Origin of the sequence: Pseudomonas sp. EL_65y_Pfl2_R96, from assembly GCF_963970905.1 — a bacterium.
GTDB lineage: Bacteria > Pseudomonadota > Gammaproteobacteria > Pseudomonadales > Pseudomonadaceae > Aquipseudomonas.
The window spans coordinates 350618-372795 of sequence record NZ_CAXAQH010000002.1 but is presented as its reverse complement, the minus strand read 5'-3'; the positions used below and the strand labels follow the sequence as shown (position 1 = coordinate 372795).

The 22178-nt window shown below is 58.7% G+C and carries 28 protein-coding genes; 2 read left to right on the top strand and 26 right to left on the bottom strand.

Annotation, left to right across the window (positions count from 1 at the left end; translation table 11 throughout):
* Nucleotides 1–273: 273 nt before the first annotated feature.
* Nucleotides 274–621: a hypothetical protein gene (locus AACY49_RS04420; RefSeq protein WP_339521864.1), complete on the top strand. Its 348-nt coding sequence runs from the start codon at nt 274–276 to the stop codon at nt 619–621.
* Between the two features lie 201 nt (nt 622–822).
* Nucleotides 823–1011, top strand: a complete 189-nt coding sequence (locus tag AACY49_RS04415) for a hypothetical protein (protein WP_339521862.1) — start codon at nt 823–825, stop codon at nt 1009–1011.
* Between the two features lie 483 nt (nt 1012–1494).
* Here AACY49_RS04415 and AACY49_RS04410 read toward each other — a convergent pair whose 3' ends face one another.
* The 26 genes from AACY49_RS04410 to AACY49_RS04285 all read right to left on the bottom strand — a co-directional run bounded on the left by AACY49_RS04410 (nt 1495) and on the right by AACY49_RS04285 (nt 22081).
* On the bottom strand, nt 1495–2007 hold the full coding sequence (locus AACY49_RS04410) for a lysis system i-spanin subunit Rz (protein ID WP_339521860.1): 513 nt from the start codon (nt 2005–2007) through the stop codon (nt 1495–1497).
* The gene (locus AACY49_RS04405) at nt 2004–2429 is read right to left on the bottom strand and encodes a cell wall hydrolase (protein ID WP_339521858.1); all 426 of its coding nucleotides are present in this window, start codon (nt 2427–2429) and stop codon (nt 2004–2006) included. Before AACY49_RS04405 ends, AACY49_RS04410 begins: the two co-directional genes overlap by 4 nt.
* A gap of 63 nt (nt 2430–2492) precedes the next feature.
* Complete coding sequence (locus AACY49_RS04400; protein ID WP_339521855.1) at nt 2493–3047, bottom strand: tail fiber assembly protein; 555 nt, start codon at nt 3045–3047, stop codon at nt 2493–2495.
* Nucleotides 3048–3054: 7 nt separating this feature from the next.
* On the bottom strand, nt 3055–4209 hold the full coding sequence (locus AACY49_RS04395; protein WP_339521853.1) for a phage tail protein: 1155 nt from the start codon (nt 4207–4209) through the stop codon (nt 3055–3057).
* Nucleotides 4210–4220: 11 nt separating this feature from the next.
* The gene (locus tag AACY49_RS04390; RefSeq protein ID WP_339521850.1) at nt 4221–4820 is read right to left on the bottom strand and encodes a YmfQ family protein; all 600 of its coding nucleotides are present in this window, start codon (nt 4818–4820) and stop codon (nt 4221–4223) included.
* On the bottom strand, nt 4811–5848 hold the full coding sequence (locus AACY49_RS04385) for a baseplate J/gp47 family protein (protein WP_339521848.1): 1038 nt from the start codon (nt 5846–5848) through the stop codon (nt 4811–4813). The genes AACY49_RS04390 and AACY49_RS04385 overlap by 10 nt, the downstream gene beginning before the upstream one ends.
* A complete protein-coding gene (locus AACY49_RS04380) occupies nt 5838–6236 on the bottom strand; it encodes a phage GP46 family protein (RefSeq protein ID WP_339521846.1) in 399 nt (132 codons plus the stop codon). The genes AACY49_RS04385 and AACY49_RS04380 overlap by 11 nt, the downstream gene beginning before the upstream one ends.
* Complete coding sequence (locus AACY49_RS04375) at nt 6236–6742, bottom strand: phage baseplate assembly protein V (protein ID WP_339521844.1); 507 nt, start codon at nt 6740–6742, stop codon at nt 6236–6238. Before AACY49_RS04375 ends, AACY49_RS04380 begins: the two co-directional genes overlap by 1 nt.
* Nucleotides 6739–7854, bottom strand: a complete 1116-nt coding sequence (locus AACY49_RS04370; protein WP_339521842.1) for a phage baseplate assembly protein — start codon at nt 7852–7854, stop codon at nt 6739–6741. The genes AACY49_RS04375 and AACY49_RS04370 overlap by 4 nt, the downstream gene beginning before the upstream one ends.
* Nucleotides 7855–7857: 3 nt before the next feature.
* Complete coding sequence (locus AACY49_RS04365; protein ID WP_339521839.1) at nt 7858–9120, bottom strand: DNA circularization protein; 1263 nt, start codon at nt 9118–9120, stop codon at nt 7858–7860.
* A 4-nt stretch (nt 9121–9124) separates the two neighbouring features.
* Nucleotides 9125–11179, bottom strand: coding sequence for a phage tail tape measure protein (locus AACY49_RS04360; protein WP_339521837.1), 2055 nt, complete (start codon nt 11177–11179; stop codon nt 9125–9127).
* Nucleotides 11180–11309: 130 nt separating this feature from the next.
* Complete coding sequence (locus AACY49_RS04355) at nt 11310–11606, bottom strand: phage tail assembly protein (protein WP_339521834.1); 297 nt, start codon at nt 11604–11606, stop codon at nt 11310–11312.
* Complete coding sequence (locus tag AACY49_RS04350) at nt 11603–11950, bottom strand: phage tail tube protein (RefSeq protein ID WP_339521831.1); 348 nt, start codon at nt 11948–11950, stop codon at nt 11603–11605. Before AACY49_RS04350 ends, AACY49_RS04355 begins: the two co-directional genes overlap by 4 nt.
* Nucleotides 11951–12010: 60 nt before the next feature.
* Nucleotides 12011–13507 carry a phage tail sheath subtilisin-like domain-containing protein gene (locus AACY49_RS04345; RefSeq protein WP_339521828.1) on the bottom strand — a complete coding sequence of 499 codons (1497 nt, stop codon included), beginning with the start codon at nt 13505–13507 and terminating at the stop codon, nt 12011–12013.
* A gap of 11 nt (nt 13508–13518) precedes the next feature.
* The gene (locus tag AACY49_RS04340; protein ID WP_339521825.1) at nt 13519–13713 is read right to left on the bottom strand and encodes a DUF2635 domain-containing protein; all 195 of its coding nucleotides are present in this window, start codon (nt 13711–13713) and stop codon (nt 13519–13521) included.
* Complete coding sequence (locus AACY49_RS04335; RefSeq protein ID WP_339521823.1) at nt 13710–14300, bottom strand: phage tail terminator protein; 591 nt, start codon at nt 14298–14300, stop codon at nt 13710–13712. The genes AACY49_RS04340 and AACY49_RS04335 overlap by 4 nt, the downstream gene beginning before the upstream one ends.
* A 58-nt stretch (nt 14301–14358) precedes the next feature.
* Nucleotides 14359–14754, bottom strand: a complete 396-nt coding sequence (locus AACY49_RS04330) for a hypothetical protein (RefSeq protein WP_339521821.1) — start codon at nt 14752–14754, stop codon at nt 14359–14361.
* Between the two features lie 53 nt (nt 14755–14807).
* On the bottom strand, nt 14808–15329 hold the full coding sequence (locus AACY49_RS04325; protein ID WP_339521819.1) for a hypothetical protein: 522 nt from the start codon (nt 15327–15329) through the stop codon (nt 14808–14810).
* Nucleotides 15322–15684 (bottom strand): phage head closure protein, encoded by a 363-nt coding sequence (locus AACY49_RS04320; RefSeq protein ID WP_339521817.1) that lies wholly within the window; start codon nt 15682–15684, stop codon nt 15322–15324. Before AACY49_RS04320 ends, AACY49_RS04325 begins: the two co-directional genes overlap by 8 nt.
* A 2-nt stretch (nt 15685–15686) precedes the next feature.
* Nucleotides 15687–16238 carry a hypothetical protein gene (locus tag AACY49_RS04315; RefSeq protein ID WP_339521815.1) on the bottom strand — a complete coding sequence of 184 codons (552 nt, stop codon included), beginning with the start codon at nt 16236–16238 and terminating at the stop codon, nt 15687–15689.
* Nucleotides 16239–16241: 3 nt separating this feature from the next.
* The gene (locus AACY49_RS04310) at nt 16242–16595 is read right to left on the bottom strand and encodes a hypothetical protein (RefSeq protein ID WP_339521813.1); all 354 of its coding nucleotides are present in this window, start codon (nt 16593–16595) and stop codon (nt 16242–16244) included.
* A 48-nt stretch (nt 16596–16643) separates the two neighbouring features.
* A complete protein-coding gene (locus AACY49_RS04305; RefSeq protein ID WP_339521811.1) occupies nt 16644–17945 on the bottom strand; it encodes a phage major capsid protein in 1302 nt (433 codons plus the stop codon).
* 80 nt (nt 17946–18025) lie between these two features.
* Entirely contained in the window at nt 18026–18970 is a 945-nt protein-coding gene (locus AACY49_RS04300; RefSeq protein WP_339521809.1) for a S49 family peptidase, read from the bottom strand.
* The gene (locus AACY49_RS04295; protein WP_339521807.1) at nt 18967–20238 is read right to left on the bottom strand and encodes a phage portal protein; all 1272 of its coding nucleotides are present in this window, start codon (nt 20236–20238) and stop codon (nt 18967–18969) included. Before AACY49_RS04295 ends, AACY49_RS04300 begins: the two co-directional genes overlap by 4 nt.
* A gap of 2 nt (nt 20239–20240) precedes the next feature.
* The gene (locus AACY49_RS04290; RefSeq protein ID WP_339521805.1) at nt 20241–20426 is read right to left on the bottom strand and encodes a hypothetical protein; all 186 of its coding nucleotides are present in this window, start codon (nt 20424–20426) and stop codon (nt 20241–20243) included.
* Nucleotides 20423–22081, bottom strand: coding sequence for a terminase large subunit (locus AACY49_RS04285; RefSeq protein WP_339521803.1), 1659 nt, complete (start codon nt 22079–22081; stop codon nt 20423–20425). Before AACY49_RS04285 ends, AACY49_RS04290 begins: the two co-directional genes overlap by 4 nt.
* Nucleotides 22082–22178 lie beyond the last annotated feature (97 nt).

The window sequence follows — 22178 nt, the reverse complement described above, 5'->3', positions numbered from 1 at the left end:
AGCTTGTTTAAAGTGGAGGCCGAAGTCGGAATCGAACCGGCGTAGGTGGATTTGCAATCCATCAACAAAACAAGCTATTTCAATAGGTTAGCACTATAAGCGTTCCGCAAGCTACTGATTTTTAAGGCTCTGCAATCCGTACCGTTCAAGGGGTGTGTCTCAGGTTGCGGAACTGTTTTTCTCCTAATCGTTACAGTTCGTCGCGCCACACTCGACCGATCCTGACGCCTCGATTACTGTATACCCAAACAGTACACAACAAAGGCACCTCTCGTGGATCCCCTCGATATCGAAGATGCCAGCGATTGGCTTGGATGCCCGACCGAACTGGAAACCATCAGACACTATGCACGCATGCTGGAAAACGAAGTCCAGGAACTGAACCTACAGCTGAGAAACGCCCGGGGAAATATCTTCGGCCTGGTGCAGATGCATACCGAAGCCTCAGCACAGCGTGACGAAGCAATGAGAAACCTACGCGAAAGGGCCGGAGAGCTGGTAGCTGTTCGCAAGCAACTGTACGACCTTGGCATATCATCAAGAGGTTACAAACGCGAAGCAGATCGGCTTCGCGAGATGCTGGAACCAAAAGTTTCCGTAAGGAGAGCTGAAGAAAATTAGGCACTCTCGGAACAAGAGGATGTCTACAGCACACGCCCTTCGTCACTGAGTTTCTTTAAGTATTGACATTGTCAAGACGAAAAATCACGATGCGGCGCTCATGCATATTTTTTATCAAATTTAGGTCGAATTGATCCTAGCATTTGAAAACAGTTGGGCTAGGCTCTAGCTCGTAAGCCCTCCCCCTCCGGGGTAAACATCATGGTTACCATGCATTCTTCAAAAGAAACGAGTGATCACCCCGTCGCAATTGACGTCGACCGAATGAAAACGGCCCAGAATATGCCGCGCCGAACCATTCCCGACGGTCTGACAATTGAGCAGATGAGAGAGCATATTTTGGCTACGGCCGAGCGTGCAGAAGGCAATCTGGAAACCCATCAAGGATGATCGCTTGGCCTATTCCGTTTCTTATAACGATCTGTTCGCTCTAGAGTTCAAAAACTACCCAGTCGATCAGCAAACTGCTGTCCTAAAATTTGTAGCGACCTTTATAGCCCACGGACTATCTGACTTCCAAAGGTACCCAGGTAAGATATCCCCATCATGGAAAGGCCTAATCAGGGGCTCAGCTGACTACAATTACACCCATGCAAACCACCTTTGGCATTACCATTTGGGGATCCCTGCTTTTACTTCGCTGCACACTAAGTACCAGACCAGTGACGTTGTTCTTCACTTCGAATGGCCAGGCAAAGGTCGTTCGATTCACTTGGTTGATACCTGCTACCACTACCTTAACGGAAAGTTTTACATCCCACAGCCAAAATACTTAGCGAAGCCTTAGATCAATTCATAGCTAAGAGTTGAAGGCGAGGCATTCACGACTTCGTCGCAGCGCTGAGCATGTTTTCAATACCCTGATCACCACGCTCAGTCAGCTATGATTCGCACGTAGGCTTGGCATGCAGCAAGAGCAATCAATCCTTGATCGCCGGCGTCGGTGATGGCGACAATTCGTTGAGCATGCGCCGGGTCAAGTCGGGCACGCGCTGCTCCATGAACCACGCCGCCGGCTTCGGTACTGGTTGGCACTGAACTGCCACCGGCTGGATCCTCGGCAAGGAGGACTGACAGCCGCAGATTAGAAGTGGCAAGGTGATCGCGCAGGCGAGCCTGATCTTTTTGTGCATTGGTCAAAACCTCATGGTGAGTTTGATCGCTGGCCGACAGGCGCTGCTCGAGCGCCAAGCGTTTGTCCTGATCGGCGCGTACCTGGGCGGCGGCCGCATTGCTGATGGCGGTCAGGTCATCCTTATGCAGGCCAGCCTGTTCAGCCAACCGCTTGCCGTAGCGCCAGTCCTGGACCTTCCAAACCCCGCCGGCCGTCAGCAGCAATAGCGTCAGTACGCCTACAAGCGCCGATTTCAGCGCCACGGGATTCATGGAACATCCTTGAAGAAGATGTGGTGGCCGAGCTTGAGTGTCTGTTTCGCTCCCATAGTCCAGGCCGGAGCCTTCGGCATGGTGGTCGCGTAATAATGAGTGGCCCCGCCGGTAGGATCGGACTCGGTACCGGACATCACCAGGTCGGCAGCCTTCTGCGCTTGGGCGAATTGCCCGGCCGGGATTGGCTTTGCGCCGCTGAGGTAGGCGTAGTTCGGGTCGTTCTTGTTCCAGCAGCTGAACTGGTACGGCTTCTGGCACACGCCGCCATAGCCCTCCCCCCACCATGACTTGGCGCTGCCATCGTTCACACGGTTGCGAATCGTCCAAGCCACGGCGATCTGACCGGCCAGGGTTTCGCCGCGAGCCTCGCCCCATAGCGTGCGTGCAAGAATGTCGCGGTCTTTCTCGGTTATGGTCATCATTTGCTCCGGGCAAAAAAATGCCCGCTCAATGGCGGGCTGGTTAGTTTCGGCGCACTGCAACTAGCGAGGCGATGTAGGCCAGGTAATTTCGGCCGGGAATCCCGCCTGCTGCTCGATCCGATTCAGGGCAACACGGTGGCGTTTCCAGGCTAACAAGGCCGCCTCTTCGACAGGCGTCGCTTCGCCAAGATCTTGAGCATCCTGCAAAGGGGCAATTCGCGTTGCCGCGTCCCCCAAACGAATGTCCCGCTCAAATAACGCGGTAGCCGCTTGATCAGCCAGCAGTGCCTGCTGATCCAGTTGCCAGGCTCCGTCCAGCCAAACGTAGAATCGATCCTGCGGGGCCTCTGTTGTGTAGCCGTCCGGCAACCGACCTAACTGTGACCAAACGACCTGCGCGCCAGTATCTGTTCGATAAACCGTACCCCGTAGGTCGGCCGTCTCTAACGGAATGCCATCGACGATGGCCCAGACGAAGCCAGGCGGACACATAGGCAACGTATCTACTAACTCAACCGCGTTATCGGGTAGCTGTACACCTACACCTGGGACCACAGGCAAAATGACTGGACCCGACAGGGCACCAGCAGAATCCACAAGATAGACAGAACTCATAAGCACCTCAGATCAGTTTCAACCGGCTCGGATACGCGATGTTGCGGGGACGGGTTTCAGCACCGCCGTAAAGCTCGGAACCTGGCAGACCAGCAGTATCAGAGCGGTTGCCCCGGGCAACTTTCCCCGAACCAAAAGCCGTCGGGTTGCTTGGGGAGTCGATGTTGTGGCCGTGCGCCCGAATCAAATCGGTTTGCCAGGAGCCCGCAGCACGACCCGAATCAATGCTTCTGCCTTCATCAAGCGACCGGACAAACTCGCCACGCATTTCTGGTACTCGGAAAGTCAGCGCGCCGTCACCTGAAGTCCAAGCGCCCTCCATCCCTGCGCGAGCTGCTTCAGTGGTCAACATCCCCGACTGCTGCGCGTGATCCCATGCCCATGGCCAGTCGGCACGGTTGTAAATCAAACCGTTATGCCCGACCCAGCCCCCGGGAGAAAACGCCGTCGTCGTCTCGAACACCACGCGCCCCATGGGCGTACTGTCCTGTCGTGCAACAGGCCACCAGTTACCTGCCGCATCGCTGCGTAACTTCCACCAGTCACCAGCCCCCATCAGCACAAAAAAGGAATACCCCGTAGGTGAGAGATGGGTATGGAATCTGATTTTGTCTGTACCGGCGGCTGCGACCATCAATCGATTCCCGCCGTTATCGACGCGTCGGATAATCACTTCTCGGATGCCAAGTGCAGCATTCGACGCGGGCAAGGTAATGGTCGTAACACCGGCCGTACTATCAACCAAAACAAGACCAAGATCATTGGCCGCCAGTACCTTGGAGACAGCGGTGGAAACCACTACCGGTGTATTCAGGGCAATCTTTGAAATTGCTTGACGGACGCGCAGCGCCGTCATGATCTTGGCATTGTCAACCCCGGCCTCAGCGTCAACTTGAGACGCAAGCCGTGCTTTACCTGCACCAACTTCCGTGGCCTCTGGCACAGCGTCGCTGATAATGGAACTGATCGCCTGCTGTAGCTGAGTGGTATCACCTTCGTCCGGAACCAGGCCAGCCCCCTCAATAACATTGAGAATTTCAAGCGTCACCGAATTGCCCCACACTGCCGGAATCAGAGAGCCCGGCGCCCCACCCAACGGATCTTCGTCTACAAACTTGCCATCCACCAACCCAACACTGGGCACACTTTTAGGAAAATCCACGTTCAAACCCCTCAGTCATAATTGATGTGCACGACGGTGTGCGCCGGCGCTGGCCGGCGGATTGAGCATTCGAGCGGATCGCCCGGGTTGGTGCCGAAACGTTCCCCCCAGTAGCTGACACCGAAGCGTCTGCCCTGCCGCTGTCGGCCGCCGCTGTTCAGCGTCCACATGAACTGCGCATACCAGGTACCGAAATGCGCCGAGCCAAAACGAGAACGCCCCATACGGGGCGCTCGATGTTCAGTGATGGTGGCGTTCGGGTAGCCCTGACTCACGGCTATCTCGATGAAATACGCACGGCTCTGGCCACCGACTTCAACCAGACGCCGACGCACTGCCAGGCGTCGATCCTCAAAGGCTGGATTCGGCCCAAGGCAAGGATCTGGCAGATTCATCAGCGCCTCCCAGTCGGGCACCAACTCGCTGACACCGGAGGGATCCATTTCATTCAGAAGATCCACAGCGCGTGCATCGAGGCGCGAGAACTCTACGGAGACGCCCGACAACACAAGGTCGATTTCCGGTACCAGTTCCGGGTCCCAGGCCGGGCCAGCGGGCAGTAACCCGCGCAGTTGCCGGCGGTACTGATCTGCGGTTCGCGCTACAGCCATGTGATACCCCCAAAGGTCAGCAGCTGATTGGCCGCTGCGGGGACGTCGGCAGACGGCATGGTCAACGAGTGATCGGTTTCGCCGGCGCCGCCGCTGATGGCTTCGCGGATATGGCTGATCAGCAGCTTGTCGCCCAGACCGGCCTCACGTCCATGTAGATCGATCAGGCTCGCCTGAATCGCCGCACGCACCGCGCTGGTGTCTGGCACGGGGTGAACGCTGTATGGAACCGGCACCTTCACAGGAGGCAGCACGTACAGTTCAGCGGTGACCGGCCTGAGCGGTTCGACGTAGTCCTTCACTTCCGCTAGCTGCACCGGATTGGGTACCGGCTCCAGATCGTCATCGCGCATAACGAACAACCCCACGGTGCCCGGTCCCATATAGTTGCCTCGACACCATGCGCGGGTGACGCCTGGCACCTCCAGCGCCCAGGTCTCATAGTCGTCAGCGGAGCCCCCGTGCGGAATCACACGGTAGGAACGGATCACCCGCGCACGCAATGACTCGAGGCTTTCCCTGGCGATACCTCCGGTGATGCCTGGGGCAATGACAGTGAATGCGTTGGTCACCCCGGGCACCGGCTGCACCAGCGTCAGCCCTAACCCCGCATCAGCGTTGCCCAGTGCGCCAGCGTCGACCGCTGCAATCGTCGCCGTATTGAGCCCCGCCACCGTGGTGACACTTGCTTTCACTCGATACATGCGCCCATCACCGGACTGCAAAACCACATCTTGATCAAGCACCGCCCCAGCGGCAGCGGTGAAACTGACTCCGCCCTCGGCGGATTGCGCCGGCTTGCGCGGTTGATTCAGCCGAAGCGTGGCGATCCGCTCCAACGTTTCTTCGTCGGCCTTGTCGGGCAGGACCTGATCGGCGATCCAGTCGAGGTAGCCGTACAGGCCATAGGCCGCACCGCTGAGCGTGCGGGCCAGCACTTGGGCATCCGATCGCCGAAGCGAATCGCCGGCGAGATCGCTCTGGGTTCGGTTGATCAGCACCGGCAGTGAAGGCGTTTCAAACGGCATAGATCACCTGCCAGGAAGAGATGGGTTTGATTTCCACCCGGGCACCGCCGGGCACGGTCAGGGTGACGTTCAGGTTCAGCCGGTTGATGTCGCGCTTCTCGCTGCTGATTTCGATGTCGATCACGTCGCCGTCATCGAGCAACCAGCGCAGCGCCTCGGTGGCGTAGAACTCGGCGTCACGTTGCGTGGCGTCCGTCAGCTTCACCCGGCGCAGCAGCCAGAGGCGCGAACCAATGCGGTCGTCGGCAATGGCCGGGTAACTGTCGCCCCACCATCCGAACAGTTCGTCATCGTCCACCGGATCATCCGTGGCAGCGCGACGCCAGGTAAACAGGCTGATCAGCACCGCCCGGGTCAAGGCAGCTTCACGGGTTTGCGAGATGATCATCAGGCCTCCGTAGCGGGAGGCCCGCTGTTGCTCGGCCCAGCCAGCACGCCGGTGTGCACGTGTTCAATCTGGCTGATGCCACCGGCCACCTGGTCGCCTTCCGAAACGATCTGCCCAGTCTGGGTGATCAGCGGCGTGTCAAAGTTCACGGCGGTGGTGGCCTTGATATTCAGTGTCTGGGTTTCGATGTCAATGATCCGGCCGCGCTTGAAGTGCACCTTGTCACCTTCATCGGTGTAGATGGCAACCTCGCCCGGCTTCAGTTCCTTTATCCGGTACCGCCGATCAGCGGCGACCAGCACCACCGCGTGGGACCGGTCGCCGCCGAGGAACATCGTCAGCACCTCGGCGCCAGGCAGCGGGTTGCTGGTGATGCCGTAGGGTTCGAAATGCTCGGCGCCGTCCTTCAGTTCTCCGGCGGTCAGCTTGACCTGCAGCGTCTGCATCATCTTGCCGGCAGCCGCCAGCACCACGGTGCCGCGGGCCATCATGCTTTTCAGGCTCATTTTTTTGGCTCGTATTCTGCGGGGATGAGGTATTCGAAGTTGTCGCCCTTGCCGCCCTTCTTCAGCTTGCGGTTCTTGTGTGGGTCATGCGGCTCAGGCTCGAAGCCATCCGGCGGGCCGACTTCCAGCTTGGTGATCATGCCGTTCTCAGCGAGGGTGTACGTAATCCGGGCAATGAGCATCATTCGGTCGAAGCCGATGATGGGATCGATGACCCGCACCAGGGCGTTGTGCCGCCAGAGCGCACCGTTGGACTGTCGCCAGCCCTGCACGGTGTAGGTCGTGGTGAGCGCCTTGCCCATTCGGGTTCCGCGCTCCCAGTTGGCCCGGGCTTGCGCCAGTTCGTTGGTCATCTGCCCGGATTCCTGGATGATCATCACCCGCTTGCGCGTGGCGCGCGGATCAGTAACCACCGCTGAAACCTCGGCCGCCTGTTCACCGAACTCTTCGTCCGTGCCACTCTTCTGGCCCAGCACCCGGTATTCGGAAAACACCGCCGAGAAATCCTGCGGCGCATCACCGGTCAGGATGTTCTTGCCCACCTCCAAAGCATCGAAGGCGCGCACCTCGCTGCCCGGCTTGGCGAGTACAGCCATGCCGCGTGCATCGTCCGTGGAGAACACCCGGAATAGCGTCAGCAAGCGGTCGATGGATTCGAAGACGGTTTCGCCGGGCTCGATCGTGTGATCCGACAGCTTTGCCCCTTCCGGGATCTCGCTGCGCACCTTGATCCCATAGGGCGCCGCCAGAGCGCTGACAATTGCCAGCACGCTCTGATTGTTCCACTGCCCGGGATTGTTGATCGCGGCGCAGTCCACCAGGTCGGCCGTTAAAGATCGGCCACTGATGCTTCTGCTGACCTGCTGGTGGTCGTAGCTAATGGGCGGAGCGAATACCCACCCGGTCAGCACCAGTTCATCACCGATACGAACTTGGCACTTCGCACCTGCCCTGATTGGGATCGCGGCGTCCTGCCCCGGCCATTTTCGGGTGATGCTCAGATTGAAGGAACGGGCTTGATCCTCAAGCCCCGCGGTGATCTCCACAGTTTTCCAGCCGTAGTAATCCAGCCCGTCAACGGTAAGGGTGACAGTATTTTGGTCTTCAACCATGTGCTACCTCTGGGCGATCTTGATCGGACGCGCCGGGACAAAGCCCGGGTGCCGCAGGCGATTGCGCTGCACCACCTCGGATTCGCGGCTGGCGTCACCGAAGCGGCGGTAAGCGAGCACCAAGGCTGACAGCGTTTCTGGCGGAGTGATTTCCACCAGTCGCACACCGGATTCAGCCACAGCGGTCAGGTGTTTCACCAAGGTCTGGCGGAGCGTATTGAGCACGATGTAGTGACCGGGATCCGCCTTCAGTGACGCCTCGAAGATGGCTTCATTGAGGTTTTCACGCAGCTCGATCACGTCGTCAGCCACTGGCACCTCCGGTCGCACCGGTGGCTGGATAGCCTGCTGTTCGACAGAGGGTGCGGTGACCGAGGAAACTGGCTGAGAAGCGATCGGCATTTCACTGATGATCAACGCGACCTGCACCAGAAGCGCGTCTTGCACCAGGTTGGCCGTAGCCTGCGATACCGCCGCGGCATCAACGCCGCCGGCTTGGCTGACGGTGTTGATGTTGGCCACAGCCTCTGCCTGCTGCGTCGCGGTGGCCACTGTGTTGCGGTAGCCCGAACCCGAAGAGTCAGAACCCAAGTAGTCATCAACTGAGAAGTCACTGAAGTAGCTGGAGAACAGCGACGACAGCGCATCGGGCGAATTCATCAGCGATTGCACGAACCCAGTCAGATTGGTGAATACACCCACGAACGGCGCGAACTGTTGCTGGATCACCGTGTAGACGTTCGACAGGGTATTGCGCAGGCGGGCCAGTCCCAGCCGCGCCTGATCCACTTTCGCCATGGCCGCCTTGTACCGCGCCAGCGCAGAGTCCAGCAGACTGTCGGAGGCTTTCACCACCTGCTGCTGGCTGTTGACCTTGGCGGTCGGAAACTTCAGCGGGGTATCCGGGTAGAAGGTCACTGAAAAGCTGACCATCCCACCTTGCTGGAAGTCGTGGGTCATGTCGCCTTCGCCGGCCTTGACCTGCATGCGGCCGAGCCAGGGATGAACCAACTCCCCAGCGCCTGGGGTTTGAATCGCCTCAAGGAACTTGTCACGCCGCTCGAAGCAATCATCCCCAATGATCCAGCACGTCAGCCGATGCACCTGAGACTGCTTGCCCAATTGCTCGAAGAACGGCTCGTCACGCTGCGGGAATTCGTGCAGCTGACCCTTCATGCCGATCGGTACCGATGCCTGGGGAATCAAAAAGCTGATCCCCCGGAACGAGGCCGGCAGCAAATCATCACGCCATGTTCTGTCAGCCATGTGCTTATCCCTTCATGACGCCAACGGTGCGGGTACCGACGTTGGGTTTTATTTTCAGCCCGGCCTGACTGGACTGCGGCTGATCCACGGTGGTGCCCGCCGGCGCACCTTTGATGTTGACGTTGATTTCGCCATTCAGCTTTTGCGCATTGTTTGCGGCGGTCTGCTGGAGCAGACTGCCTGATGGAGGCAACTGACCCGGGGCGCTCAACAACCGGTTGTTGTTGATGCCAAAGGCTTGGTTGTTCCCCGCCTGCCGCGCCTGTGCCGCCTTCGTCGCATCGGCCTGCAACAGCTCACCTGTTCCCCCACCGACGCCAGCATTTCGTTTTTGCTGGGCTTCCGTGAACGCGTTGACCTTGTTGGTTGCCGTTTGGATGATCCCTTCGCCGCCCTCCCCGCCGCCGAACCATTTCATGATTGGCTCGATGATGGGTTTCAGCTTCGCCCATAGTTCTTGGAACCATGCAGTGATTGGCCCCCAGTGCTTGATGATCAAACCCAGCGGCGACCAGTCGAACATGGTCTTCAGGAAGTCCATGACCGGCACCGACAGCGCCATCAGCAGGTCCCACACAGCGCCGAAGAATTCGGTTAACGGGCCCCAGTTCTCGACGATGCGCCCCAGTGGTGTCCAACTCACAAAAGACTTGAACCATCCCCACGTCGCCAGCACCGGCTCGCGAATTTTCTCCCACAGTTTTTCGAAGTACGGCGCAACGACCGACCAGTTGGCAATCAGGATCCCGGCGGCCAGGGCTATCCCACGGACAAGCAGGCCAACCGGTGACATCGCCATGACGGCGCTCAGGATTTTGGTAGCCACGATTGCTCCCATTACGGCAACGCGCAGCACACCGAAGGCGATACCGGCGCCGAGTACCCCCCTGATGACTCCAGGATGCGCCGCTGCCAGTTTGGAAAGCTGGGAAACAAGCGGGCCAATCTGGGTAAGGACGTCGTTGAACGGCGGCAGCAGTGCGCTACCGATATCGATACCCAGCCGGGTTACTTTGTTGTTCATCAGTTGCAATGCGTTGGCCGTGGTCTTCGACCGGGCCGTGTATTCGGCTTCCATCGAGCCAACAAACTTGCCCTCTTTGCCAACCGCCGAGAAGCTGGTTTTCAGCAGGTCCAGGTTCGTCAGCAACGGGGCAATCGCCGAAACCGACTCGCTACCAAAAAGTTGGGTCAGCAGGCCAGCCTGCTTGGCCGGATCAACCTTTGCGATGCGCTCAAGTACATCCTCGATCGTTCCTTGAGCATCTTTCTGCATGCTCTTGGCGACCTGGCTCGTATCGAGGCGTAGCGACTTGAATGCTTGCGACTGCTCTTTCGTTGCGGCCTTACCTTTGGTAAGAGCCAGCATGAAGTTCTTCATACCGGTAGCAGCGACTTCGCTGGGCACACCGACGCCAGCCAGCGTCGCGCCCATGGCGGCAATCTGGCCCGAAGCCAAGCCGGCAATGGAGCCAAGCGGGCCAATGCGAGTGACGATGTCAGAAATCTGTGCTGCCGAGGATGGACCGACGTTGCTCAGGTAGTTGATCTTGTCAGCCAGCGCGACCACTTCGGGCTGGGTCATTTTGAAGGACGTTCGCCACTTCGCCATCATGTCGCCTGATTGCTCGGCAGTCTGGTCAAAGGCGATGCCCATCTTCACCGCGTCTTCGGCGAACTGTTTGAGTTCGCCGCGCGCGAAGCCAGCCTGGCCACCTGCGGCCACGATTGCAGCAATACCACTGGCTGCCATCGGCATCTTTTCCGACATATCAAGGACGTCCTGTCCCATCTGCTTGAACTGCTCGGGGGTTTCGAACGTGACGACCTTCTTCACATCAGCCATCGACGACTCAAATTCAATCGCCGCCTTGGCACCAGCAATAAACGGCGCCGCAAATGCACCGCCCTGCAGGACATCCTGAAATCCGATCTTTCCCAAGCCTGAACTGTTCATCTGCTTGCGGAAGCCCGCAACGTTCTTCGCCGCCCCCTTCAGCGTCGGCGACAGCTTGTCGACGCCGGTGATCAACGCCTTGAGCTGGAACTTGTCCGCCATCACTGCACCTGCTGGGATTGGTTGATACGTTGGGCGTGTCCCAGTGATTCAAGGAGCACATCCAGCGGCCGGGCCATCATCAGTTCCGGGTCGATTTTCCAGAACCACGCCAGGTCATAAGCGACCTCGATCAGCTGCTCGATGGTGCCGACGCCGCACTCATGAAAAAACTGGCCACCGCCCAGCTCAATGCGTTGAGATCGGAGAGATCCAGCTGATTGACGGACGACGGAGGAATACCGGCGCAGACCGCGATGTACTTCGCGGCTACATCCATGTCGAGGCTGACCTCTTCGTTCTTGTCGATCTTGTACGGAAGGGACTTGATCGCCCGAACTTCCTGCACCGTCGGACGACGTAGGGTGATTTCAGTCATTGGCTCACCGTGAGCCTCGATCGCGATTTGAAGTTTGTGAACGTTGCTCATCGCCAGGTTCCTTTGGTGCCGTTGAATTCCAGTTCTACCGTACCGTCGTCGCCTTTGGCAGAAGGCTCGTCGACAAGATAGGCACCCGCCAGAACGTAGACTTTTCCGTTTTTAAACTCGCAGGTAACCGTCATATCGCGGCCGTTGGTGAGGGTCTTAATTGGGAAGTCTTGCGCGAAAATCGTGGTCATTTTCAGGTAAGCCGCCAGCTCTTCTTCCTTGAAAAATCCGGGGTAAACCGTTTCCCGCTTCACACCCATCAGTGGAGCCTCAGCCCCACCACTGACGGTCAACTGCGTCCCGTCCACTTTGACGTATGCAGTACCGGCTACTAATTGACCCATGGTCTGTTTCTCCAGAATGAAAAGGCCCGCACTGGGCGGGCTGGGTGATCAGAATCAGCGTTACGCCGCGGCGTCGTACTGAAGGCGGAACTGGTTGAGCATCGCGAAAATGCGTAGACCGTTGATGTAATCCGGCGGGAACAGCACATTGACCCGGCTCGGGTCTTGAGTATCGCGCTCCACCACCAGGTGTTCGGCGAAAAGTTCGGCATTCTCGACGTGACCTTCCAGCTCGAGCTTGCCGTATTGCGCGATCAACTCGCCGCGGATGGTGCTCGGTGTGACGATTGGCTGACCGGCACCGAACTTCGTGCCGTCGCTCGCCAGCTTGTGGCGTCCGTATTTGCTGGTGATCACGCTCTGCATACGCCGGACGATGTACGCTGATTGGTGCATGGTTTCGCTGTCCAGGTACGAATTGTCAGCTTGGCCGTAGGCGTTCTTCTGGTACGTGGTGATTGAGCGCTGAATACGCACGTAACCGCCTTCGTAGTACGCTGTGGCCATGCCATAGTTCAGCAGCGATTGACGCTCCGTCAGGGTGAATCGGTCGCTGGCCGGCGCCGGGTCGAGCCCTGGGAGACTGCCGCTTTGGGTTGGACGGCTGGCATCGGCCGAGATGAACACTGCGGTGCGAGCGGCCAGCGCCGCTGCCTGCACCCAGAACGGTTGCGGCACGCTGGGCTCCATGGCCTGAATGGTCATGTGCTGATCGTTACGGGCCTGACCAGCCGCAACCAATGTACCGAGCGTGCCACGCTTCGCGCTGTAAACATGACCGAACAATTGCTTGGCCCAGCTCCAGCGCCCTGTGCTGTCGTCCATCGCATCTTTCCAGGCGTTCAGCGTGGTGACGTCGGACCAGGGCACGCACATGAACTCGAAAGGCTCATCGCCCAGCGCCGCGATGGCGTCCAACTGGTCCGGAGCACCGACACCGGCGGTCATTGCCGTGGCAACCACTGTCAGTCCGGTCGGAGTCATTTCGCCATTGGACTTGCCCAAGCGATTCATGGCGATGCTAATGTCATTACCGCTCTCGCCCGCCCATTTGCAGGTCAGCGTGACGACCCCATCCACAGCCGCCGCCGTGACCGGCAAGTCTGGGGAAGCATTGATTTTGACCGCCAGCGCGCCGGCGGCAATCGCTGCTGTGGCGGCAGCTACAACCGTTGACTGGACGCGCACACCGCCGACGTACACATTCAACAGGCCAGCCTCGGTGGCGGCGCCTGTAATCGTGATGGTTGCTTTGGCAGGGGCGCCCGCATCCTTGATCAGCGGCAGGCACCAGATTTCGCCAATGGGATCGGTCTTTCGCCAGGTGTCGTACATAGCCGCCAGCATTGATCCCTGGCCGCCAATGTCTTTGGCCAGCGCTAAGCTAGACACCAGCACCAGCTTGCCGATGCTTTCACTGGTGGCGTTGTCGTTGACCTGAGCGACGATCAGCCGGCGCATGGCCGACGACGCGCTGTTGGCCGCCGAGTTATCCATTTCCGCATAGAACAGCGGCACGCGGATATCGGCGGGGATGTTGCTGAATCCGATAGACATTATTGAGCGTCCTAGGTCTTCGCCGCGCCTGCGGCTTTGGTGGATTGTGCTTTCGTGCCTTTGATCGTGACGTCACCATCGGCCAGGCGACGGCGCCACCAGGCGGTGTCGGGAACTTCCCGGCCCTCGGCCGGCAACAGGTCGCCAGCCTCCGGATCGGGCACAGCACGGCCATCGGCCGGCACCACGGTGATGCGCTTGGTCATGGTGTTACGTCTCCAGTAAATTGGACTTCAATGCGCCCATCCGGGCCGGGGCGTTTCAGGTTGGGATCTGCGGGGTCGATGCAGTCCATGTTGAACTTCACACCGGTGAAATCGGGGAGACCGTCGAGTTCGAGTTCATGCCAGGTTTCGGCAGGGTCGCCTTGGCGATTTCGGCCAAGCTGGAAACGGGAGACGAACGCAAACTGATAGATCACGCGACTCCGGCTGATGTGAACTAATACGCCATTGTTGTATTCGAGCGGTTCGTATTCTGCGCCAGGTCTCCAGCCGACCAGGGCCCGCCAGAGCTCGGCGCGCAGGTCATGCAGCAAATCATTTGCCTCCTGACCGCGCTCATCGCCGGCGTCGAGAACGATCACCACTGTGAACTGATCCGTGATGTCTTGAATGACCGCGTTTTGGGCTTTATTCGGCGTAGCTGCATCGGCCGAGGCGATTACATAAGCGGCTGGCATAGGGAGCTTTGCGCTTTCAACAACGGCGTCCCAGTCGATTCCGCCCGCCACACGACCGGCAAACGAAGGGCAAGCCGATCTCAAGTGAGCGACTATCGGATTCAACTTCATTGATCAAATCCCAGGAATAAAAAAACCCCGCATCAGCGAGGTTTTTTGAATTGGACATTCAGCCTTTAGTGAAACTTTCCAGTATCGAGCCGACATCGATGTCAGCCGGCAAAGGGAGCGGCATAACTGTAATATCAGATTCGTTGGAGAACTTTCCCTGGGCCAGCTGGCGGGCGTTACCGTTCACCGACTTAAACTTGCCTGCGTCATAAAGCCAGATATGGGGCGAGCTTTTGCCATTCAGAGTCAGGTTCCAGCAGCCGACCATGGAGCGAGCCCCGACGACTTTCGAATCACATTCGACGGACCCGTTCGGATATATCTTGTGGTCCAGATAGATGAGCGTAATACGATCGATTGCACTGCTCGATGCCTCACGAGCTGCTTCGGCTGCATGGGCATTCATCACTAACGCCAACATGGCGATAGGAACAAGCGAGATCAACACTTTCATAGGTAACTCCCTGTAATCGAAACAGCAAGCCTATCCCAAAGCGGTTTCACCAGTCACCCCAACGCAGCCGCGAACGCGGAGAATAGGATGGATTGCACCTGCGCCGATGAGTCCTGAAGGGCATCCGCCATGTAGTTGTCCCGAGGCTTGATCCGCCATTCACTGGCTGCGCGCTCGGCAACAAGCCTGGCACGGGCGCCGGCGGCCCGACGGTTCTTTCGGCCCTTGCCTTTACCGGGCGCAAGCTTTCCGGGCCGCCGACCTTGCTTCACACCGTAATGCAGGTAGGCCGGGTAGAACTCCCCCATTGCTGGGGTGAGCGTCGGGGAGATCTTCACCATGAACCCCGACCGGGACACCTTGAACTTGATGGACTCGACCGTCTCGCCAGTTCGGTTGACCGGGTAGCCATCTTGGCCTTTGCCCAGCACCAGGTTCATTTGGGCGTGCTGGGTAACCAGCAAGCCCGCCTTGCGCATCCCTGCGCGGATCTTTCGTTTGTCGAAAGCGTCTCTCTCGAAATCCTCGAAGCCTTCGACGTGCAGATAGCTTTCGACCGAAGCCGAGTTAGCCATAGATACCTCCCACGGGCTGCGCAGGCCCCAGCTCTTCGACTTCAAGTAGGGTGTAGCGCCGCGTGCCGTTCATGTCCGCGACCCTGCGCACCCGGTAGATGATGGAGCCATGCACTATTTCGTGGGCATCACTCAGGCCCTTGAGGTAGTACAAGGTCACACGGTGCGTGATCTTCACATCTGTCTGAATACCCGCCGTGTAAACCGCAGTACCGACCGGTTCAATCTTCGCCCACCGCTTTTTCTGGTCGAGGAAGATTGAGTCAAGCCCCTGATCCGGCGCGGGGATGTCAGTGCGCAGTCTCAGAGTGATACGCCGATCCAGCTCTCCTGCACTCGGTTCGCGTATAGCCATGGTCAGAACCTCGGCGGCACGGTGATGTCGGCCACCAGGTGATCGAGAAATGCTGATGGCAGCTCTGCCACTGACTGGCCGACCAGGAACATTTCCGGATGCCGATAGATGGTCGCCGCCGCCATCAGCAGCCAGTTACGGACGCCGGGGTGCAACTCCAGATCGAGCGCGGCCTTGTAGCGAATCCGAAGCACACCGAAGGGACGGCCCGCGGGGAATGACAAGAAGCTTTCACGCTGATCCTGACGCAGCTCAACCGAGCCGGTATGGGGAGCCCATGAACCATCAGGCTGCCGGACATCCACCGATACGACCTCTGTGGCCTGACCAATGTCCAGCGCGTGCCCCGAGGCAAAGCCAGGCGGCCATTCTTCTTCGTAGACGGCACCACGTATTGAGGCACCTGTCTTGGATTCACACTGCGTCGTGACGCCAGGGATAATGATCTGCTCGATCAACCCCGGCTCCATGTCTTCAGGTTCAAGCCGGCATTGGAAGGCCACTTGTTCCAGCGTCAGGACCGGCTCGCCGAAGTACTCGATTCGACGGGCCATGGCTTACGGCTTCTCGTCGTCGTCACCACCACCTTCGCCGCCTTCACCGGCGCCACCTTCACCACCCCCTGTATCATCACCGCCGTCGTCGCCCTCGCCACCAGCTGGTGGTGCGCTTGCATTTTCAGCCGGAGAGTTGACCGCTCCTGATTTCCCGCCGACCTTTGCAACACCGGTTTTCGCTGCCGATGTCTTAGCAGGCTTCTGTTTGGGAGCCACTGCGCCTTCGCCCTCATACACATCAGCGAACCCTTTGGCCTTCAGCCCTTCTACTACCTCAGCCTCGAACGCGGCCAGCTCGTCAGCTGAATAACCGCGCCAGGCTTTCAAAAACCGCACAACAACTTTATCGCTCATCGCGTCTACCTCAGATATGCAAAGCCCCACCGAAGCGGGGCAAAAGGATTACATGCCGGCGCCCCACTTCACGGCGACAGCGACGACGATGCATTCGACGTGTCGAGGGCCGAAGTCGTGTTTGGCAATCACCTTGACCAGGGTCTGGTCACGCTGGAAGGCGCTGACCATGTTGCCTTCAGAATCCTTATACGAGGCCTCGCTGCTGAACGAGATCGTCAGGTCCATGTCTTCGCCGATCATCATGTCGGCGAAGTTGACGAAGTAGAATTCCGTCTCGTTGCCACCGGCGCCGAGGTTCACCGGGATCTGGTTGCTCAAACCAACCGGGTACCCCTTGAACACGCCCTGTTCAATTTCCGGATAGGCCTTGTTGCCGTTGCCATCACGCAACGACTGCAACCAGCGGAAGACACGTGGATGCATCAGCCAACCACAGTCTTTCATCATCACGTTGGCCGTTTCGAGGCGGAGCATCATGCCGCCGCAGAACAGGTCGATTTTTTCCAGGGTGATGCCGGCTGTATCGGGCGCCGGCAAAATATTGAACGCCTGTGCCCAGTAGCGCATACCTTTGGGCAGCGAACCGCTACCATCCGCTCGGACGAAGTGCAGGTCTTCTGAGAGCCCCATCGACACTGCCAGGTCGCTCACTACGATGTCATCGGTTCGCGGGCTGATCCCAGCGTTGGCAATCAGGTCATTGGAGATAGGCACAATCGCGGCGGCTTTTTTCGCAGACAGTTTCGTGTCCGCGAACGTCATACCCGTGATCGGAATATCAGTTTCGGTACCGATGTACGTGACGACGGTGTTGCCAGTGATACGTGGCATGGTCAGGTTGCCATTGTTCAACGGCAGACTTCTGGTGCCCATCTTGCGAACGACCGACATCGGGCGTAGCGCCTCGATGATTTCGGTCGCAAAGTTTTGAGGAACCAAAACCCCACCGGCGCCAGGTGTCACCGTGCTCAATGCCATCGCAACATCAGCAGAGAACCCGCCTTGTTGAGCCATTTGAGCCGCCTGCTGTTGATTGCCTTGCGCCGCAGCGAGCAGACGAACCATCTGAGCCATACGCACACCTGGCGCTTCAGATGGACCAGACCCGGAAATGTAACCTGGTGGTGGACCGGTCCGGCCTTGCGCCGACTCACTTACCGGTACAGCACTGGCTGCTGCCATTCGCTCGGCCAGCTCCGCCCGACTGATCTTGTCAGTCAACGCATTGAACTCTGCCTCCAGGCTGGTGAACTGAGCCAACTGCTCAGCCGACAGGGCCTCACCAGCGGATTCAAGTTTAGCCAGCGCCTGGAGCGTATCGTTGATCCTAGCGCGTTCGCTACGCAATTGAAGTACAAGGGACATGGTGCCTCCTGGGCATTAAAAAACCCGCACAAGGCGGGCTTCGACGACTGCCGCGAACGCGGTCAGATCAGTGTTTGGAAATTCACTGCAGCGGCACGGACCGAAAGGCGGCCTTGCGGCCGATTGGCGCGGCTCAACGCGATCGAGTGCGATAGCTCATCTACGGCCTGTTGCGGGCTCTGCATGCGATCAGCAAGACCAGCCGTAATACCCGCCTGTCCCCGATACAACCCGGCTTCAGTCGCCATCACCTGCTGGACGGACAACCCGCGATACTCGGCCACTGCGTTGACAAAGAGCTGGTAGCTCTCCTGCACAACGTCGTTAAGGTATTTCAGTGACTGGTCGCTCAGCGGCTCATGAGGGCTAAGATCGTTTTTGTGAGCTCCGGCAAAGACGGTGGTCACCTTGACGCCCATGCCCTCCTCCATTTTGGAACGGTCCATGTGGCTGGCGATAACGCCAATCGACCCGACACCGCTGGTCTGGCTCACCACCAGCTCGCTACAGGCTGAGCCAAGTAGATAGCCGCCACTGTAGGCCATGAAGTTGACGATGCCGGTGATGGGCTTCTGCTGAGCCATGGCGCGGATATCGGCCGCCAATTCAAACGCGCCAACGGCAGAACCGCCGGGACTGTCGATGTCCAACACGATCCGCTCGACCATCGGATCTGCAACAGCGTTGCGAATCTGGACTCGCAACGCTTCATAGCTGGTCATCGTTTCGCACATGCTGATATGGCTGCCGCGACTGACCAGCACGCCGCTGACCGGAATCACCTCAATGCCTGTACGAGCGATTGCAGTGCGGCGCTCTTCTTCGCGCTGGGCGATACGGTCCATACCGTCATCTGACCAAAGCCCGGCACCTTCCCGCGCTCCGATGTTGACGATGTTCAAGCTCATTGCCTGGTTGGCCCATCGAACGCCGAGGTCCAACATGTCAGGCGCCACCAGCAGCGGCTGATTGAACAGCAGGCTGGAGGCTCGCAGGTAATTTTTCATTGCGCCAGAATCCTCTCTATTTCAGCGTGCTGCAGTTCGAGCTGCGCCCGCACGTTGGGGTTAGTCAGGTCAGCAGCGCCCTTGCCTGCGTCCACCATGTTCAGGGGCTGCAAGTAGATATCGCCGCCCGGTACCGGTGGCATGTTCTCCAGACGCCGGATGTCGTTGACGCTGAGCCAGCCCCACTGCCGGCCGATGGCGTAGGCTTCATAGCGGCTCTTCTGGTCACCGCGCAGCAAGCCGGACAGGTTGAACTCAATGAAGTAGTCGCGGCGGTCAGCAGGCAGCAGGAAGTCACGCATCATCGACTGTTCGTGACGCTTGACCCAGGGCAACAGGGCGAACACCACGAACTGAATCATGAGTTGCTCAAGGGTGTTGTAGTTGGACTTCTCCAGGTCGTTGACCATGGGCAGCGGGATTTTGTAGATCCGGGCGATGTCGGTACCGGTGGTTTTGAGAATCCCCAGCACTTCGGCATCCACGTTGTTCATGGACACCGGTTTAAACGTCATGCCTTCTTGCAACAGTGCGACCTTCTTGGCGTTGTCCATGCCGCCGAACTTCTGGCCCCACTGATCGACGATCTTGTCGATGCTGCTTTGATCCTTGATCGCCGGCGCTTCACGCGGCCGCTCAATCACGCCGGAGACGGTCACGCCGTTGGCGAAGCTTTTGCCGGTGTACTGCCTCACCGCTTGAGCCAGCCCCAGCGACTCGGCGTGCACTTCAATCGGCGACAGCCCGACGTAGTGGTTGGTGCTGAACCATCGAACGTGATGGATCATGCGCATCGGCAGCGCTTCACCGCCGCCGACCCGGTAGTACGGCAGCATGTCACCGCCTTTCAGCACTTGAACCTTGTCGTTGCACAGCGGCCACAGGGCGGTGATATTGCCGTCCTCCCGGCGGTCGATGAAGCTGTAACCGTTGCCGCGCAACCCCGCGGCGCCTTGCGTACACTCCCGGTATTCGTAGGGCGTCTGAAAGCCGTTGGGTTGGTACCGGAGAACGTCATACGCCGGGTGGTTGATGGCCGCCTCTCGCTGCCCTTTGTCCAGGCGGCGGTACATCTCGCAGGGCAGTTGCCCCATGGTTTCCGCCAACAACGTGACGCAGTTCTGCAGGATGGGAAGGCCCAGCGCCGATTCGGGCGTAACCTTCACGCCCGTGCTATTGCGGCCGCTGCCAATAAGACCGCGCCAAAAACCGCTGCCCGTGTCTGTCAGGTTGCCGCGCCCCTCGCCGAGCACGCTTGAAAAGAACATGCTCAACCTCCTTGGGGTTTGGATTTGGCTTTGAGTGCAGCGGATGCGCGATCGACAAGGAATGACCAGGCCAGCAAGCCGAGGCCCGCGACAATGCAGGCAGCCGGCGGACTGATCATTGCCACGCCAACGACCAGCAGTCCGAAGCCCAGCAGACCGGCCAGCCATGAAAGGATGACCAATTTCATATACCCGCCCCTTCGTCATAGATGGATTTGCCACTCGGGCCGCCAGCCTTACTGCTGGTGCCGATGGCGATAATGGAGGCGACAATGCCGTCGATCCGGCCGGTGGCCTTGGCCTTGTCGGCCTTTCGGTTGTTGGCTGGATCAGAAACGATCACGGCGTTGCCGGCGCACCAGGTCATCACCGGGTTGCCGTCGTGGCGCAGGGTTTCAACGGTTTCGTTTTCGATGACTTCGTAATCGGCCGGGTCAAGATCGATGACATCCTGCTCAGGTGATCGGCCGAGTAGCCGGCGCTCAAACTCGTCGACTGCTGGGGCCATGTCCTTGAAGCCCTGACCAAAGCCCACCATCTCCGGCAACGTGATGTCCTCGTCGGACATCAATTGCAGCAAGTCTTCGACTCGCCACCGGTCATAGCCAATGCGCTCAACGTCAAAGTAAGCGCAGATTTTTACCAGCCGAAGCAGTACATGCTTTTTGCTGATGGCCCTGCCCGGCGTTGTTTCGAGGTGGCCGTCCTTGATCCACATGGCGTAGGGGACTTTGTCCCGATCCTCTCGCCCTTGCAGGTCGTCATCTGGAATCCAGAAGTACGGCAGCAACCTCCAGTGCGGATCGTGTAGCGTCGGCCAGAAGATAAGGACGAATGCCGTCAGGTCCGTGGTGCTGGAAAGGTCGAGCCCGCCGACACAGCGCCGGTTTCGCAGCAGCCGCATGGGTACGCGCTCTTCGGCTTGCTTCCAGACTTCCCAAGAAATCCATGGGGCGTCTGCCGATGTCCATTCGCAGAAGTTCAGACGGCGCACCACCGACTCTTGAGCGGGCAGGCCTCTGGCCGACTGAACCTGTTCGCGCAAATACATGCGACCAGGGATGCCATCGCTTTGACCTTCAGCAATGTGATCGAGTGAAGGGTTGACCTTGGGCCAGCAGGCTTCGTCCTTCAGTGGATCATCGCCTTCGTCCAGGGAACAGATGAAGGCGAAGAAGCTGTCGTTGTCTTCAATCTGCGCGCAGATACGAACGCCCAGATCGTGATACTGACCACAGACCGTTTTCTTATCGGACCCGCTGTTGGTGATCATCACCACCATGGCTTTGCGACGGTTCTTTGTACCGGCGCGCATCATGTTCACGGTGGATGCGGTTTTGTGCTCGTGCAACTCGTCGAGCAAACCAATATGCGGCCGCGGGCCGGACTTGCCTTCGTCGGCGCTGATGGGCCGGAAAAAGGAGTTGGTGTTCGGATAGAACAGGTTCCAGACTTTTTCGTCCCGACCTGACTGCACGAGTCGCGAGCGAAGTTTCTTCGACATGTCGACCATCGACACGGCATCACGAAACAGGATCATTGCCTGGTCGCGTTTGGTAGCAGCCGCGTAGATTTCGGCGCGCTGCTCACCGTCGGCAACCAAACCATAAAGACCAATGCCGGCGACCAGGGGGCTTTTACCCGAGCCTTTTCCTGTTTCTATGTAGCCGAGTCGGAAGCGGCGATAACCGTCAACGGTCATCCAGCCAAACAAACTACCGACGACAAAGGCTTGCCAGGGCGCGAGCATGAAGGGCATGCCTTCGTAGTCGCCACCGTTGAGGCAAAGGACATCTTCGAAAAAACCGAGGGCACGGTTGACTCTCTCAAGATCCCAGATCAAACCGCGAGACGGTCCGTGTTCAAGATCTCGAAGGTGGCGTTTACAGGCGTTTCGAACATGGGGGCCGGCGACGATTTCGCCAGCCAGGACGGCGTGG